We start from the raw sequence: 14,987 nt of genomic DNA on the forward strand, positions 1-14,987 counted from the left end.
GATCAGAACGCCAACCCCACCTTCACCCCAAACTCGTCGCGCTTGAGCTTGGTGTTGTCGGCCACCGGCGTATCCTCGTCCAGCTTGTATTCGGTACGGGTGTAGTACGCCCCCACCTGCACCGGCATGCCGCCCTGCTGGTTCATCAGCAGCGTGACCTCCGCATACGGGTTGGTGCGGTCCTTCATGTCGACGCTGTCGCTGCCGAAATCATCGACTTTGAGCCGCGCGCGGCCATCAATGGTGTGGCGCGCGCCCACCTCCACGCGCAGGGTCGACGCGTCGAACTGGTGGTTGTAGCCCAGCGCTGCCTTGGCGAACGGCGACTTGTAGGTCAGCCGTGTATCAAGATCGTTGATCTCGGGCTCGAAGCGGGTCCAGCTGTACCCGCCGCCCACCGTCAGGTCGACGAAGTTGCGCGCATCCAGTGCGGCGCGCCAGCCCAGGTCGAGGTCGGCCTGGGCTTCCTTGAGCTTGTTGTCGTTCTTCTTGCCATACTTGGCCTCGGCACCGATCTGGTAGATGAACCCGGATTCGGCGGTCATCTTGTTGCCGAACGTGGCGAACACACCGCCCTGGCCCATGTGTTCCTTGTCCGATTCGCTTCCTCCCTCGAACTTGAACTTGTCGTAGGACCCCAGCAAGCCGAGGGTGAACAGCGGGTCGGTACTCGGTGCCGCCGTGGCAGCCAGAGGGGCACCGAGCAGGGCAAGCAGGCAGGCGTGGCGCAGCAGGTTACGGGTAAACATTCGCAAAAGTCTCCATGACGTGAATGAATGGCGAACGACCGGTTCGAGACAACGGGCTTGGCAAAAGTTCGAAAAAATTTGGCAAACCGCTCTAAACCGCCCTGTCCGTCACAGTTTCCCCACCCACTCGAACGATTGACTCACTGCCCGTTCAATGGTCAGATGCGCGCCAGTTTCAGGTGTCCTGCGCCGCCGTGCGCAGGGTGAAACGGGAAGCCGGTGCGTCGTTGTCACGACAAGTCCGGCGCTGCCCCCGCAACGGTAAGCGAGTGAATCCTTCGACAGACCACTGTGCGCACGCATGGGAAGGTGAAGGCTTCATGCCCCTCGCAAGCCCGGAGACCGGCCTGAGGCGCTACTTGGCAACCCGCGGTGGGCGGGCGCAGGCCGGTATCCGCGTGCGCGCCTGCGTGCGCTTGACCGTTGCGTGTTTTCCACCGGGATCCATCTCTTCCTGCAGCAGTGGAACGACATGTCCCGAATCAACAAGCTTCACACCCTGGCGGCCTGCCTGGCCGTGTCCCTGCCGGCGCTGGCCGACGATCATGAAGTAACGCCCTTCACCCTGCCCTCCACGGCAATCACCGACACCCGCGAGCCACAGGCCATCGACCTGGCCACCCCGTCCCCGACCGGTTCGCGCCTGAACCTCAGCGCCCTGGACACCCCGGCCAGCACCAGCAGCCTGACCGAGGCGCAGATCCAGCAGCGCAACAACCTCACCGTGCAGGACGCCGTGACCCGCTCGCCGGGCCTTACCTTCATCGGCACGCCGGGCGACGGCGGCACCGGCCTGTCGGCCCGCGGCTTCACCGGGCAGAGTTCGGTGATGACCCTGTTCGACGGCTCGCGCCTGTACGCCGGTGCCGGCACCCTGACCTTCCCGGTCGATCCGTGGATGGTCGAGCGCATCGACGTGATCCGCGGCCCCGCCTCGGTGCTGTACGGCGAAGGCGCTACCGGCGCGGTGGTCAACGTGGTGCCGAAGCAGCCGTTCGCTGGCGAGATCCGCAACCACCTGCGTCTGGGCTACGGCTCCTGGGACCGCCAGCAGCTGGGCCTGGACAGCGGCGGCAGCCTGAGCGAGCGCCTGAGCTACCGCGTGACCCTCAACCAGCAGGCCGGCAACGGCTGGGTCGACCGCACCGACTCGCGCAGCCTGGCCCTGAGCGCCGCCCTGCGCTTCGATGCCAGCGACGACCTGAGTTTTACCCTCGCCCACGAACGCGGCGATGCGCAACCGGCCAACTACTACGGCACCCCGCTGATCGATGGGCACCTGCGCAGCAGCGTGCGGCGCAAGAACTACAACGTCAGCAACGACGAGCAGCGCTACCACGACGAGTGGACGCGCCTGACCACCGACTGGACCCTCAGCGACCGCGTCAGTGCCAGCAACCAGCTGTACTACATCAAGAGCCGCCGCCAGTGGCGCAATGCCGAGTCCTACACCTGGGACGCCGCCAACGGCGTGATCCAGCGCGGCAGCTTCCTCGAGATTCGCCATAACCAGGAGCAGCTCGGCGATCGCCAGAGCTTCACCTTCGACCATGGCCTGTTCGGCCTGGACAGCAAAACCGTGGTCGGCGCCGAGTACAACCGCATCCGCTTCAACGTCGACAGCAACTCGCCCTACCGCGATGGCGGCAGCGACCCGCTCGACCCGTGGCATCCGGCTCCGGGCGGCTTCCATAGCCTCAGCCCAACCCGCGCACAAACGCTGTCCAAGGTCGACACCTTCGCCCTGTTCGCCGAAAACCGCACCCAGCTGACCGACCGCCTCGCACTGGTCACCGGCATTCGCCGCGACCAGAATCACATCGACCGCGACGACCTGGCCAACAACAGCCGCAGCGACCGCAGCCTGCAGGGCGGCAACTGGCGCGCCGGCCTGGTGTTCGCTGTCACCGACGACCTGTCGCTGTATGGGCAGTTTTCGACCAGCGAGGACGGCGTCGGCGACCTGCTCACCCAGCGCCCGGACAAGCGCCTGGAACTGACCGAAGCGAAGCAGGCCGAGGTAGGCCTCAAGCAACGTTTCTGGGATACCCGTGGCGAGTGGACGCTGGCGGCCTATCACATCGTCAAGAAGAAGCTGCCGGTGTACAACCCGCTCACCCACGACAGCCAGCAGGCCGGCCAGCAGACCTCCGACGGCCTGGAGGCCAGCCTGGAACTGGCGCTGGGCAACCAGTGGCAGCTCTCGGCCAATGCCGCTTTGGTGCGGGCCAAGTACGATGATTTTCTCGAGGAAGGCGACAACGGCACGGTCCACGACCGCGCCGGCAACCGTCCGCAGGACGTGCCGCGACGCACCGCCAACCTGTGGCTGAGCAAAGGTTTCGGCCAGACCGTGGATGCCGGCATCGGCCTGCGCTACGTGGATGAGCGCTGCGCCAGCGCGGCCAACGACCAGCGCGTGCCGGGCTATACCGTGGTCGATGCCAACCTGGGCTGGCAGGTGCTGCCCGACGTGCGCCTGGGCCTGCAGTTGAACAACCTGTTCGACCGCCAGTACGCCCAGTCCAGCTACAGCGGCGAGCAATGGCTGCTGGGCACGCCGCGCTCGTATTTCGCCACGGTCGACTACCGCTTCTGAGGCGGACTCCAGCGTTCGTCGCACGGTGCTTGATCAGCACCGTGCCACCTGCTCGACTAGGGCCTACGCCTTCATCACAAGCAGCGTGCCATGACCGACATCCCGCCGATCCCCACCCCACCCGTGCACGCCCTGGATCAGCCGCGCACCTTGCTGTTCCTCGCCTACCCGCAGATGGGCCTGCTCGACCTCACCGGCGCGCAGACGGTCTTCTGGGCCGCGACCAAGGCCCGCGCCGCCCGCGGCCTGCCAGGTTACCGCCTGGTCACCGCCAGCCTCGAGGGCGGCCTGGTGCCGACCGCCGAGGGCCTGGCGGTAGGTACCGAGCCACTGGCGCCCTAGTTGCGCGACCCCTTCGACACCCTGGTGGTGCCCGGCGCGCCGGAGATCGTCCGCACCCTCCCCGATCATGCCGAGCTGGTTGCCTGGCTGGCCCAGGCCGCCCAACGCGCCCGACGCACCGCCTCGGTGTGCAGCGGCACCTTCCTGCTGGCCGCCGCCGGGCTGCTCGACGGACGCCGGGCCGCCACTCACTGGGCGATGTGCGATGCGCTGCACCGGCGCTTCCCGGCCATCGAAGTGGACGCCGAGTCGATCTTCGTGCAACAGGACCAAGTGTGGACCTCGGCCGGGGTCAGTGCCGGCATCGACCTGGCGCTGGCCCTGGTCGAGGCCGACTGTGGCCGCGAGGTGGCCATGCAGGTGGCCCGCGAGCTGGTGGTGTTCCTCAAGCGCCCCGACGGCCAGGCGCAGTTCAGCGAACTGCTCAAGGCCCAGGGCGAGGACAGCGCCGCCTTCGAGGCCCTGCACCTGTGGCTCAACGAGCACCTGGGCGACCCGCGCCTGACGGTCGAGCGGCTGGCCGAGCAGGCCTGCGACGAGGTTGGCAACTTTGCCGTGATGTCCTGCCAGCACGCCATCCCCCTGGGCCGCTACGCCGGCAACAACGCCGCCGCCGAGCTGATCGGCGTGGCGCCGATGATCTACAGCCAGCCCAAGTATGTTACCTGCCTCGACCTCGGTGCCTGGGGCGCGGTGTACACCGAGGGTTGGGAGCGCACCGTCTCGCCACCGACGGACACGGCCGAGGCCAAGCAGCTCAAGCAGCAGATCAACTCGGTGTGGATCTATCCGCCGGCCGCGGATCGGGCGACGGCGCTGGCGGCGGCCGATCCACTGATTCCAGTGGCCTGACAGCCCCCCCTGTTGCCTCGGCGGGTGCCGACGATGATGCCCTGCCCGCGCAACTGGCGCAGCAGCTCCAGGCCCGCCTGCTGGTGCTGCTCGCCCAACGCGCGCAGGCGCTCGCGCCCGCTGCCCGGCAGGCCCACCAACAATTGCCAGGCCAGCGGCGCCAGGCGGGCGAAACGCACCTGCAGGTCGGCGTCGCGGTACACCAGCAACAGGGTGGGTTGCGCTGGCGCCTCGCCTGGCTGGTACTCCGGGCCGATGCGTTCCACCGGCCAACGGTAGGCCAGCACCCGCGCCACGCACGACAACAGTGGCTCGCCGTCGAGCAGGTCGCCGTCCGGGTCGTGCGGCGGGTCCTCGGCGTCGCTCAGGTACAGCTGCGCCTCGATCCATTCATAGTGCGCCAGTTCCAGCTGCCAAGGGGCATCGGGCTCGATGCCCTGCAGGTAGTCGATGAACGCCTCGGCAACCTCGGTGAACAGCGGTGTCTGACTGCGGTAATGGGCGTAGAAATCGCGCACGCGCGCATGCCAGCGCTGATCGCCCAAGGTACGGCGCAGCACTGGGAAGCTGCCGGCCAGCAGTCCTTCGATGGCGCCATGGAACAGCTCGCGATAGACCTTCAGACGCCGTGCCTCGATGCCGGGCGGCGGCGGATTGGCGGCCGGGTCGCGCAGGTGGCGCGCCAAGGTGAATTGCTGGGTGCGCAGGGTCTCAGTCATGGCCGGGCACTCCGTGGGCATATTGCAGGCTGCGGATACGCGCCGTCTCGGCCAGCAGCTCGGTCAGCGGCGGGTAGTTGAAATCGCGCTCGAGCACGGTGGGCTGCGCCCCGAAACGCCGGCAGGCGTCGGCGAACAGCGCCCAGACGTCCTCCTTGACCGGCGCGCCGTGGGTGTCGACCTTCAGGTCCGGGGCCTCATCGTAATGACCGGCCACATGCATGCCCACCACCCGCTCTTGGGGTATGCCGGCGAGGAAGGCGCGGGCGTCGTAGCGATGGTTGCAGGCATTGACGAAAACGTTGTTCACGTCCAGCAGCAGGTCGCAGTCGGCCTCGTCGAGCACGGCGCGGACGAAGTCCAGCTCGGGCATCGCCTGGTACGGCGCGGCGTAGTAGCTGATGTTCTCCACCGCGATGCGCCGACCAAGCATGTCCTGGGCCTGGCGGATGCGTGCGGACACATGGTGGACGGCCTCTTCGGTGAACGGGATCGGCATCAGGTCGTAGAGGTGGCCATCGTCGCTGCAGTAGCTCAGGTGCTCGCTGTACATCCGTACCTGGTGGTGGTCGAGGAACTGTCGGGTGCGCTCGAGAAAGCCGCGATCCAGCGGCGCGGTGCCGCCCAGTGACAGCGACAGGCCGTGGCAGGTGATGGGAAAACGCTCGGCCAGGCGCGCCAGGCCCTGGCCGAAGGCGCCGCCAACGCCGATCCAGTTTTCCGGGGCGCACTCTAGGAAGTCCACCGCGCCCGCCTCCATCGTCAGCAAGTCGGGCAGCAGGCCACGGCGCAGGCCGAGGCCGGTGTGCAATTTGGGTTGGGGCATGATTGCAGGCTCTCTGGGGCGTTGAACGGCAGCGCGGGGCCAGCCCGCTCCCACACATGACATCGTGGAAGCGGGCTGGCCCCGCGAGGCACTTCAGGACTGGCCGGTCAGATGGCTGAACAGCCCATCGGGCATGGCCTTGCCGTTGGCCTTGTAGATCGCCGCCAGGTGATCGTGGGCCTCCTGCTCGGAGATGAAGCCGTCGTGATTGCGGTCGATCTTGTCGAAGTCTGCCGCCCTGTCCTTGGCCACGGCCAGGAACTCCTCGCGGGAGACCTTGCCGTCGCGGTTGCTGTCAGTGCGGGCGAACGAGGCGTCGCCACACTTGCCCTCACCGCACTTGCCCTCGGCTCCGGCCTTGGCGCTGGCACCACACTTGCCTTCGCCGCACTTGCCCTCGCTCTGCGTGGCCTTGCCACCGGCACCGCACTTGCCTTCACCGCACTTGCCTTCGCCCGGGGTCTTGGCCGAGGCCAGCTGGTAGCCTTGGGCCAGGGGTTCTACGGCGAAGGCACTGTTGCCCAGAACCATGCCGCCTAGCAAGGTGGCGCCGAGCAGGCCGAGGGTTTGACGGGTCGTTTTCATGGTGTCGCTCCACTGTGGTTGGAAAGTGGAGCCATTGAGCCGCAGCGGTGTGTCGCTGATGTATCGAGGCAGGCGATATTTTGTATGCCAATGGGTCGCGGCGAAGCGCAGATACACAGTGATACATGAACGGCCCTCTGGTTGCGCAGAGGGCCGTGACAGAGCGGTCAGTCCTCCAGCGGCTTGGGCGGCGCTGCAGGTTTGGCGGGCTTGGCCTTGGCATCCTTGGTCTTGCTGTCCTTGGCCTTGGGCTCGGCAGGTGCGGCTGCGACGGGTTCGGGAGCGGTGACCGCCTTTTCGCTGGCCGGCAGCTCGTCGACCGCCTTGAAGATCACCTGCGGGTCGAGCTTCTCGCCGCTGTCGTCGTCCTTGAGCATGTGGCGCTCGCCGTCCTTGCCCACCAGGATCACCTTGGTGCCCTTGCTCGCGCCCAGCTTGAGCTCACGGATCAGGGCCATTGTGGTCTGCTGCTCGAGGTTCTTGTCCTCGCGCTTGCCCATCATGTTGGCGACGCTGTACAGCACCAGGCTGCGCTCCTTGAATCCGGCCTGGGTGGCGGAGTCTTTCAACGCCTCTTCCAGGCCGCGCAGGGTCGGGTCGGCCGAACTCGGGGCAATGACCACCAGTGGCCGTGCCTTGCCCAGTTCCTTGGCCAACGGTGCATCGCTGTCTGCGGCAAACAGCGGGCTAGCCAAGGCGAACAGGGTAGCGAGGGTCAGTGACCGAACGAGCATGCGCATCTCCTTGTTTTCTCTATAAACCTAAAGACTGCGGATCAGGGAGAAAGATCCGGCGTGGAGCCTAAACCAACTGGCCAGGCGCCTGCTCGCGGCAAAAGTAACCGGGCATGTCCCACACCTGACCAGAGCATAGTCCAAGGATACTGCACACACTCAGGGCCGTGCCGTGGCGTTGTCATCTCGCCGGCTTCCAGCGCCAAGCGCGAGCGGGCGCCCTGGAACGTTTCGTGCTCGATTACTGTTGGCGCGCGAAGCACTTGCGGCTCGTTGTTGTCCATGACTCGTCTTTGCTGAAATTAGAGACACGAGCGCATGAACTTCGGTGAAACCTCGATAGATAGCACCCGCCCCGACCTGTTCAGAAGTCGAAGGCGAGTTGATCCAGGTGCCCCAGGTCGATCGTGTGCCCCAGCACGAATGGCAGGATGGCATCCGCCACGGGTTGCAGCTGTCGGGCGACATAGTGCTCGTAATCGACCGACGATTGCAGAATCTCCAGGGGCTCTGGCCCCGAGGTGGTGATGATGTAGCTGATCCAGCCGCCGTTCTGGTACTGAGTGGGGCGCCCCACCCGTCGATTATGCTCGTCGGCCAGGCGCGCCGCGCGCACATGCGGCGGCACATTGCGCTGGTAGTCAGCCAACGGGCGACGCAGGCGCTTGCGGTAGACCAGCAATTCATCCTGCTCGCCCGCCAAGGTACGGCGCACGTATGCCTGCAGGTAGTCGCGGTAAGGCTGGCCACGGAACACCCGGCCATAGAGTTCCTGCTGGAACTGCCTGGCCAGCGGCGACCAGTCGGTGCGCACCGACTCCAGCCCCTTGAAGACCATTTCGTCCTGGCCATCGCTGCGCCGTACCATGCCGGCGTAGCGCTTTTTGCTGCCTTCGTCGGTGCCTCGGATGGTCGGCATCAGGAAGCGTCGGTAGTGGGTTTCGAACTGCAGCTCCAGCGCGCTCTCAAGGCCCATGGAATGACGCAGGTTCTCGCGCCACCACTGGTTGACCTGCGCCACCAGCGCCTGGCCGATACTTGCGGCAGCCGCTTCGTCGTGGGCCCCCTTGAGCCAGACAAAGGTGGAGTCGGTGTCGCCGTAGATCACGTCATAGCCCCGCGCCTCGATCAGCGCCCGGGTCTGACGCATGATCTGGTGCCCGCGCATCGTGATCGACGAGGCCAGGCGCGGGTCGAAGAAGCGGCAGCCACTGGAGCCGAGCACGCCGTAGAAGGCGTTCATGATTATCTTCAGTGCCTGCGAAAGCGGGGCGTTGCCCGCGCACTTGGCCGCCTCGCGCCCCTGCCAGACACGCTCGACGATGGCCGGCAGGCAATGCTGGCGGCGCGAGAAACGGCCACCGCGAAAGCCCTCCACCGAGTGCGCGTCGTCCGGCTGGCGCAAGCCCTCGACCAGCCCCACCGGGTCGATGAGGAAGGTGCGGATGATCGAGGGGTACAGGCTCTTGTAGTCGAGCACCAGCACCGAATCGTACAGCCCGGGCCGCGACTCCATGACGAAACCGCCCGGGCTGGCCTCGCCCTCGCCACCGACGAGGTTCGGCGCGACATAGCCCAGGCGGTGCATGTGCGGGATGTACAGGTGGCAGAACGCGGCCACCGATCCGCCGCTGCGGTCCACGGCCAGTCCGGTGACCGAGGCGCGTTCGAGGAGAAACTCCAGCAAGTGGGTATGGGCGAAGATCCGCGTCACCAGCTCACAGTCCTTGAGGTTGTAGCGGGCCAGGGCCGGCTTGTCCTCGGCGAAGCGGCGGTTGATCTCGTCCATGCGCTGGTACGGCGTGTCGATGGCCTTGCCCTCGCCCAGCAACTGCTGCGCGACGCTCTCCAGGCTGAACGAGGGGAAGTTCCAGGTCGCCGAGCGCAAGGCCTCGATGCCGTCGATCAGCAGCCGGCCCGGCGCCTCGGCGAAGAAGTGGCTGCGGGCGCCGTGCTCGCGCAGGTGCATCGGCGCGCCGTCGCGGCCCAGGCACAGCGGCACGTTCAGGCGCTGGGCATGCTCGTGCAGCAGGCGCAGGTCGAACTGCACCAGGTTCCAACCGATGATCGCGTCGGGGTCGTGGCGGGCCAACCACTGGTTGAGGCAGACGATCAGTTCAGCGCGATCGGCGCAATAGTGCAGGTCGAAGTCCAGCTCGCCCGCCTCGCCGTTGGCCGGGCCGAGCATATAGACCTGGCGCTGGCCGCAGCCTTCCAGGGCGATGCTGTACAGCTCGCCGCGTTCGCTGGTCTCGATATCCAGTGACACCAGGCGCAGCGGCGGGCGGTAGTCCGGGTCGGGCTTGAGCTGGGCATCGTGCAGCACGCCCTGGCTGTCGGGGCGACCATCGAAACGCACCGGGGCGGTGATGAAGCGCTCCATCAGGTAGCGTTCCGGCGGGCGGATGTCGGCTTCGAACACCTCGACACCGGCAGCGCGCAGGCGCTTCTCCAGGGCGATCAGCTGGCGGTGCTGGCGGCAGTACAGGCCCATCACCGGACGCAGGTCGAAGTCGCGCAGCTGCAGGGGCTTGAGTTCGGCGCCCTGTTCACCGGCCAGCAGCGCCCGGGCGTGGGCAGCCTGGGCGGCGGGAATGAAGGCCACCGAGGGCTGGGCGGTCAGGCGCAGGCGCCGTGGGCCCTGGTCGGTGGCCAGCCAGAACTCCACGCAGGTGCCTTCGGGCGTGTCATGCCAGTGGCGGGTCAAGACGAAGCCTTGTTGCAACGGCACTGCGGGGACCTCGGATCGCTACGTTCTCACATGGGCGGATTGTACCGTTCCTCTTGGCATAAAGGGGTGTTTCCAGGCCCCGCGATTGCGTCCGATCAGGCTAGCGTGCGCCCGCGACGAACCCGGCCCGTCGTCCGCTGACCACCAGCAGCCACGCCAGCGCCAGCAGCCCCAGCACCACCGCGCCAAACGACTCGACCCCGGCGCCGACCAGCAACAACCCGCCAATGATCCCGCCCAAGGCGATCGCGCTGTTCCACACCGTCACCAGCATCGACTGCGCCACATCGCCGCCCTCGCCCGCCGCATCGGCGCAGGCGGTCTGCAACAGGGTCGGCGCACCGCCGTAGGTCATCCCCCACAGCGCCACGCTGACATGCACCAGCCAGGCGGCGCCCTGGGCCTGCCCCAAGGCCAGCGTCGCCAGGGCGAACCCGGCCAGGCACAGCAACACCAGCCCACGCAGATGGCGGTCGACACCCAGGCCCACCAGCACGATGCCGCCCAGCGAGGCCAAGCCGAAGGTCATCAGCACCTGGCCCACCTCGGCCGTCATGCCCGCCGCCGCCAGCAGCGGCACGATGTAGGTGTAGAGGATGTTGTGCCCGAGAATCCACGCCAGGATCACCAGCAACACCCGCGCCACGCCCGGGGTGCGCAACACCGTAAGCGCTGCGGGGCGCTTGCCGGCGGCTTGGCCGGGGAAGTCCGGCACCGCCCGCACCACCCAGACGGTCAGCAGCAACGCCGCGACCGTGACCACCACGAAGGCCGCGCGCCAGCCCAGCCAGGCGCCGAGCCAGGTGCCGATTGGCAGACCTAGCGACAGCGCAATGGGCTGGCCCAGCATCGCCACCGCCATGGCCCTGCCCTGCTGGGCCGGCGCCACCATGCGCCGCGCATGGCCGGCGATCAGGCCCCAGGCCAGGCCGGCGGCGGCGCCGGTAAGAAAGCGCAGACACAGGGTGAGGGTATTGTCCGGCGACACGGCAGTCAGCCCGTTGAACAGCACGAACCCGGCGATCGCCAGCAGCAGTGCGCGGCGACGCCACCAGCCCTGGGTCAGGGTCACCAATGGAATGGCGGTGAGCAGCGACCCCAGGGCATAGGCCGTGACCCATTGCCCGGCCATGGCCTGGCTGATCTGCATACCATCGGCGATCTGGTCGAGCAGGCCGGCCGGCAGGGTTTCGCTGAGGATGGCGATGAAGCCGGTCAGGGCCAGGGCCAGCAGCCCGCTCAGGGGCAGGCGCGTGGCGCTGGCAGGGGATGCGGCGACACACGCCGCCGGGGAAGGTGAATGCATGGTTGTCTCCGGCTATCGATTTAGGCAGGCATGGTGCGCTGCTGGGGCATTGCGGAAAAAGCCGGGTACAATTCCACTCAGTCAGGACATCAGTGTCCGCAATCGGAGCGCAGCATGGACAGCCTCAGCGGCTTCATGGTCTTCAACCGGGTCGCCGAGACCCGCAGTTTCGTCGCCGCCGGCCAGTCGCTGGGGATCAGCGCCTCCGCCGTGGGCAAGCGCGTGGCACGGCTGGAGGAACGCCTGGGCGTGCGCCTGTTTCACCGCAGCACCCGCAGCATCACCCTGACCGCCGAGGGCACGCTGTTCCTGGAACGCAGCCGACGCATCCTTGCCGAGATCGAAGCCACCGAGCAGGAGCTGTCCCAGGCCAGCGGAGCGCCCCGCGGGCGCCTGCGGGTGAGCCTGCCGCAGGTGACCGGGTTGGTGATGCCGGCTTTGGCCGAGTTCATGGCGCGTTATCCCGACATCGAGCTCGACCTGGACTTCAGCGACCGCATGGTGGATATCGTCGGCGAGGGCTTCGACGTGGTGATGCGCGGTGGCCAGCCGCTGGATTCGCGCCTCAACGCCAAGTTCCTTGGGCACTTCCAGCATCGCCTGGTGGCGTCCCCCGCCTACCTGCGCGAACGCGGCACGCCGCAGCATCCCCGTGAGCTCACCGGGCACAGCTGCCTGCACTACCGCTTCCCCAGCAGCGGCAAGCTGGAAACCTGGCCGCTGCGCCGGGAACACCCCGAGCAGGACTACGCGATTCCCATCTCGATGGTCTGCAATCACGTCGAGACGCGCATCTGCTTCGCCCTCAACCATCGCGGCATCACCTGCCTGCCGGACTTCAGCGTGCGCAAGGAACTGGCGGCCGGCAGCCTGGTGAGCGTGCTCGACAGCTTCATGGAGCGACGTGGCAGCTTCTACCTGCTGTGGCCATCAGGACGGCAGATGCCGCCCAAGCTGAGGGTGTTCATCGACTTCATGCTCGAACGGGTACTGCCTGCCACCGACCTCAGCCGTACAGGTAGCTGATGTCCTTGTGCGACAGCGGCGGCACCTGCGCCACCAGGTAGTCGCGCAACTTGTGCATCTGGTGGGCCTTGGGGCTGGCCTTGAGCCAGGTCATGTAGTAGCCGTCGCCGGTGGCCACCGCGTGGGGGAATGGCGTGACCAGGTTGCCCGCCGCCAGGTCGGCACTGGCCAGCACCAGGTCGACCACCGAGATGCCCAGCCCCTGCTGGGCGGCCGAGATGCCCTGGTCGAGGGTGTCGAACACCTGGCCCTGGTCGATGCTGACGTCCAGCGCGTCCATGCGCGCCAGCCAGCGTCGCCAGTCACGCCGGTCCGGCGAGGGGTGGAGGAACTCGCAGCTGGAGAGCACCGACAGCTCCGGCCGGGCCTGCTCGAGGTAGCTTGGGTGACACACCGGGATCAGCCATTCATCGAACAGCTTCAGGCTCTCCACATCCGCCGGGAAGCGTCCGTTGCCGAGCAGGATGGCGCAGTCATAGGGTTCGGAATAGAAGTCCACCGCGTCGATGTCCATCCATACGCTCGACAGTTGCACCGAACAGCTGTTGTCGACCCGCTTGAAGCCGTCCAGGGCCCTGAGCAGCCAGCGCACGGTGAGCGTGGACGGCGCCTTGAGGCGCACGCCGTAGCGATCCTGGCGCAACAGCGCGCAGGCGTTCTCGATGATCTTGAAACCGACCTTGAGTTCCTGGGCCAGCAGCCGACCGTGCTCGGTCAGGCGCAGCTTGGGGCCGCGACGCTCGAACAGGTCGCAGCCGAACAGGGCTTCGAGGGTCTTGATGTGGTGGCTGACTGCGCCCTGGGTCAGGGCCAATTCCTGGGCCGCGCGGGTGAAGGAGCCATAGCGCGACGCCACTTCGAAGGCGCGCAGGGCGTGCAAGGCTTGAATCCGTTCCGACATGGCGCCTTCCAGAGCATGAGTGAAGCTAATAGTAGGTCATAGAACCAGGCGTTTTACAACGCGGGATCCATCTCGGAAAATGCCGGTAAATAACAATTATATATAGCAAAGCTGCCGTTATATGTCGAAAACGTTCTATTAAACGAGAAACTCTATTAAATACTGCATACGGATATGCCTGGGGAAATCATGTTTACGGGTTATGGAAACTGCTACCGCCTGGATGCGCTGGAGCTCGCCGATGAACATGTCCAGAACCGTCACCACTGGACGTACAAGACCATAGAACACTTTAAGGAAACCCTCGCCAACCCTGACTTCCCGTGCCTGTTCGGGCGCAAGGCGGTCAATGCGCGCACGTGCCACATCGTCTTCGCCCGCGCCGAACGCCTGGCAGACGATATTGCCCAAGGCCTTGGCGACTACATCAGCACCATCGAGCCGATCCCGCTCAAGCAGCGCATCGGCAACCCGCTGCTGGTGTTCCTCGAGACGGCGCCCGGCACCACGCTGCAGGCACAGCAGGCACTGGCCTGGGACGTGCTGAATCAGGTCCATGCGCGCGACCCGCAGCCCTGGCCCGAAGAAGTACCGCAGGATCCGCACGACACGCGCTGGTCGTTCTGTTTCGCCGGCATGCCGCTGTTCATCAACATGAGCTTCCCCGCCCACCGGTTGATGAAAAGCCGCAACCTGGGCCGACACATTGCCTTCGTCATCAACCCGCGGGAGAGCTTCGACGAGGTCGCCAGCGCCAGCACTGAAAGCGGCCAGCGCATTCGCGCACGCATCCGCGAGCGGGTGCGCCACTACAACGACGGGGTGATGCCCGAGACCCTGGGCTTCTTCGGCCAGGACGACAACTTCGAATGGAAGCAGTACCAATTGCAGGAGCCCGGTTCGCCGAGCCCGGCGCGCTGCCCGTTCCATGCCCACGCAACCGCTGCAACCCTCACCGAGAGCTGATCGTGAATACCGCACTGACCGCCACCTACGCCCTTACCGTCCTGCTGCTGATCGCCACGCCCGGCCCGGTGGTGGCCCTGATCGTCAACACCGCCGCCGCCTCGGGCTCGCGAAAGGCCCTGTTCACCGCGGTCGGCACCAACTGGGCCTCGCTGGTGCTGATCGGCGCGGCCGCCTGGATCATCCTTACCAGCGCGGCCATCGACAAGACCTGGCTCAGCGCCATGAGCCTGCTGGGCTGCCTGTTCATCGGCTACATCGCCCTGGGCACCCTGCGCGAAGCGCTGCAGGCCCCGGTCGACAGCGCACCGCAGGCCACGACCAGCACGCAAGCGGGCCGCGGGGGCCTGCTGCAGGGCTTCATGGTCGGTATCTCCAACCCCAAGGACATCATCTTCTTCATCGCCTTCTTCCCACAGTTCATCCAGATCACCGAGTCGTTCGGCAAGAGCATGGTGGTGCTGTCGCTGCTGTGGATCGCCATCGATTTCGCCGTGCTCAGCCTGTACATCTTCGCCATCGGCAAGATCGCCTCGCCGCGCAGCAACCGCCTGATCAGCCTGGCCTCCGGCGTTGCCCTGCTGCTGATCGCCGCCGTCGGCCTGGCCTACAACCTCAGGGAGCTGGCCGCCTGAGCCAACCCCTAACAGA

General features: G+C 66.5%; 14 protein-coding genes and 1 riboswitch. Of the genes, 6 read left to right on the top strand and 8 right to left on the bottom strand.

The genetic code is table 11. The features are described 5' to 3' along the window. Positions 1 to 2 precede the first annotated feature (2 nt). Positions 3 to 749 (bottom strand): outer membrane beta-barrel protein, encoded by a 747-nt coding sequence (locus AC25M7_RS05380; protein ID WP_028691804.1) that lies wholly within the window; start codon positions 747 to 749, stop codon positions 3 to 5. 160 nt (positions 750 to 909) lie between these two features. After that, positions 910 to 1,114: riboswitch (cobalamin riboswitch) on the top strand. Between the two features lie 107 nt (positions 1,115 to 1,221). Here AC25M7_RS05380 and AC25M7_RS05385 point away from each other — a divergent pair. The 3 genes from AC25M7_RS05385 to AC25M7_RS05395 all read left to right on the top strand — a co-directional run bounded on the left by AC25M7_RS05385 (position 1,222) and on the right by AC25M7_RS05395 (position 4,542). Beyond that, the gene (locus AC25M7_RS05385; RefSeq protein ID WP_062359767.1) at positions 1,222 to 3,348 is read left to right on the top strand and encodes a TonB-dependent receptor; all 2,127 of its coding nucleotides are present in this window, start codon (positions 1,222 to 1,224) and stop codon (positions 3,346 to 3,348) included. Positions 3,349 to 3,438: 90 nt separating this feature from the next. After that, on the top strand, positions 3,439 to 3,690 hold the full coding sequence (locus AC25M7_RS05390) for a type 1 glutamine amidotransferase family protein (protein ID WP_236248642.1): 252 nt from the start codon (positions 3,439 to 3,441) through the stop codon (positions 3,688 to 3,690). Continuing rightward, on the top strand, positions 3,691 to 4,542 hold the full coding sequence (locus AC25M7_RS05395; protein ID WP_486970818.1) for a GlxA family transcriptional regulator: 852 nt from the start codon (positions 3,691 to 3,693) through the stop codon (positions 4,540 to 4,542). It begins immediately after the preceding gene. On the opposite strand, the gene AC25M7_RS05400 is transcribed toward AC25M7_RS05395, so the two are convergent. The 6 genes from AC25M7_RS05400 to AC25M7_RS05425 all read right to left on the bottom strand — a co-directional run bounded on the left by AC25M7_RS05400 (position 4,476) and on the right by AC25M7_RS05425 (position 11,443). Next, positions 4,476 to 5,261 carry an HvfC family RiPP maturation protein gene (locus tag AC25M7_RS05400; protein ID WP_062359741.1) on the bottom strand — a complete coding sequence of 262 codons (786 nt, stop codon included), beginning with the start codon at positions 5,259 to 5,261 and terminating at the stop codon, positions 4,476 to 4,478. The genes AC25M7_RS05395 and AC25M7_RS05400 overlap by 67 nt on opposite strands. After that, positions 5,254 to 6,087 carry an HvfB family MNIO-type RiPP peptide maturase gene (locus AC25M7_RS05405; RefSeq protein ID WP_062359739.1) on the bottom strand — a complete coding sequence of 278 codons (834 nt, stop codon included), beginning with the start codon at positions 6,085 to 6,087 and terminating at the stop codon, positions 5,254 to 5,256. The genes AC25M7_RS05400 and AC25M7_RS05405 overlap by 8 nt, the downstream gene beginning before the upstream one ends. Before the next feature lie 93 nt (positions 6,088 to 6,180). Continuing rightward, a complete protein-coding gene (locus AC25M7_RS05410; RefSeq protein ID WP_062359738.1) occupies positions 6,181 to 6,672 on the bottom strand; it encodes an HvfA family oxazolone/thioamide-modified RiPP metallophore in 492 nt (163 codons plus the stop codon). A 167-nt stretch (positions 6,673 to 6,839) separates the two neighbouring features. Continuing rightward, positions 6,840 to 7,406 (bottom strand): DUF4174 domain-containing protein, encoded by a 567-nt coding sequence (locus AC25M7_RS05415; protein WP_028691808.1) that lies wholly within the window; start codon positions 7,404 to 7,406, stop codon positions 6,840 to 6,842. Between the two features lie 364 nt (positions 7,407 to 7,770). Next, a complete protein-coding gene (locus AC25M7_RS05420; protein WP_486970819.1) occupies positions 7,771 to 10,137 on the bottom strand; it encodes a DNA polymerase II in 2,367 nt (788 codons plus the stop codon). A gap of 100 nt (positions 10,138 to 10,237) precedes the next feature. Beyond that, positions 10,238 to 11,443 carry an MFS transporter gene (locus AC25M7_RS05425; RefSeq protein WP_028691810.1) on the bottom strand — a complete coding sequence of 402 codons (1,206 nt, stop codon included), beginning with the start codon at positions 11,441 to 11,443 and terminating at the stop codon, positions 10,238 to 10,240. Positions 11,444 to 11,557: 114 nt separating this feature from the next. Between AC25M7_RS05425 and AC25M7_RS05430 the strand changes: the two genes are divergently transcribed. Then, positions 11,558 to 12,469 (top strand): LysR family transcriptional regulator, encoded by a 912-nt coding sequence (locus AC25M7_RS05430; RefSeq protein WP_028691811.1) that lies wholly within the window; start codon positions 11,558 to 11,560, stop codon positions 12,467 to 12,469. On the opposite strand, the gene AC25M7_RS05435 is transcribed toward AC25M7_RS05430, so the two are convergent. Next, on the bottom strand, positions 12,450 to 13,370 hold the full coding sequence (locus AC25M7_RS05435) for a LysR substrate-binding domain-containing protein (RefSeq protein ID WP_062359734.1): 921 nt from the start codon (positions 13,368 to 13,370) through the stop codon (positions 12,450 to 12,452). The two genes, AC25M7_RS05430 and AC25M7_RS05435, sit on opposite strands and share 20 nt — an antisense overlap. A 189-nt stretch (positions 13,371 to 13,559) precedes the next feature. Between AC25M7_RS05435 and AC25M7_RS05440 the strand changes: the two genes are divergently transcribed. Both AC25M7_RS05440 and AC25M7_RS05445 read left to right on the top strand, forming a co-directional pair. Then, entirely contained in the window at positions 13,560 to 14,336 is a 777-nt protein-coding gene (locus AC25M7_RS05440; RefSeq protein WP_062359764.1) for a YqcI/YcgG family protein, read from the top strand. A 2-nt stretch (positions 14,337 to 14,338) separates the two neighbouring features. Continuing rightward, positions 14,339 to 14,971 (top strand): LysE family translocator, encoded by a 633-nt coding sequence (locus AC25M7_RS05445; protein ID WP_062359732.1) that lies wholly within the window; start codon positions 14,339 to 14,341, stop codon positions 14,969 to 14,971. Positions 14,972 to 14,987: the final 16 nt, after the last annotated feature.

This window comes from Pseudomonas sp. P106(2024) (assembly GCF_057480815.1).

Excerpts from the sequence above, each read along its gene's own strand:
- AC25M7_RS05380 (WP_028691804.1), bottom strand. The coding sequence starts at position 749 with ATGTTTACCCGTAACCTGCTGCGCCACGCCTGCCTGCTTGCCCTGCTC.
- AC25M7_RS05385 (WP_062359767.1), top strand. The coding sequence starts at position 1,222 with ATGTCCCGAATCAACAAGCTTCACACCCTGGCGGCCTGCCTGGCCGTG.
- AC25M7_RS05390 (WP_236248642.1), top strand. The coding sequence starts at position 3,439 with ATGACCGACATCCCGCCGATCCCCACCCCACCCGTGCACGCCCTGGAT.
- AC25M7_RS05400 (WP_062359741.1), bottom strand. The coding sequence starts at position 5,261 with ATGACTGAGACCCTGCGCACCCAGCAATTCACCTTGGCGCGCCACCTG.
- AC25M7_RS05405 (WP_062359739.1), bottom strand. The coding sequence starts at position 6,087 with ATGCCCCAACCCAAATTGCACACCGGCCTCGGCCTGCGCCGTGGCCTG.
- AC25M7_RS05410 (WP_062359738.1), bottom strand. The coding sequence starts at position 6,672 with ATGAAAACGACCCGTCAAACCCTCGGCCTGCTCGGCGCCACCTTGCTA.
- AC25M7_RS05415 (WP_028691808.1), bottom strand. The coding sequence starts at position 7,406 with ATGCTCGTTCGGTCACTGACCCTCGCTACCCTGTTCGCCTTGGCTAGC.
- AC25M7_RS05425 (WP_028691810.1), bottom strand. The coding sequence starts at position 11,443 with ATGCATTCACCTTCCCCGGCGGCGTGTGTCGCCGCATCCCCTGCCAGC.
- AC25M7_RS05430 (WP_028691811.1), top strand. The coding sequence starts at position 11,558 with ATGGACAGCCTCAGCGGCTTCATGGTCTTCAACCGGGTCGCCGAGACC.
- AC25M7_RS05435 (WP_062359734.1), bottom strand. The coding sequence starts at position 13,370 with ATGTCGGAACGGATTCAAGCCTTGCACGCCCTGCGCGCCTTCGAAGTG.
- AC25M7_RS05440 (WP_062359764.1), top strand. The coding sequence starts at position 13,560 with ATGTTTACGGGTTATGGAAACTGCTACCGCCTGGATGCGCTGGAGCTC.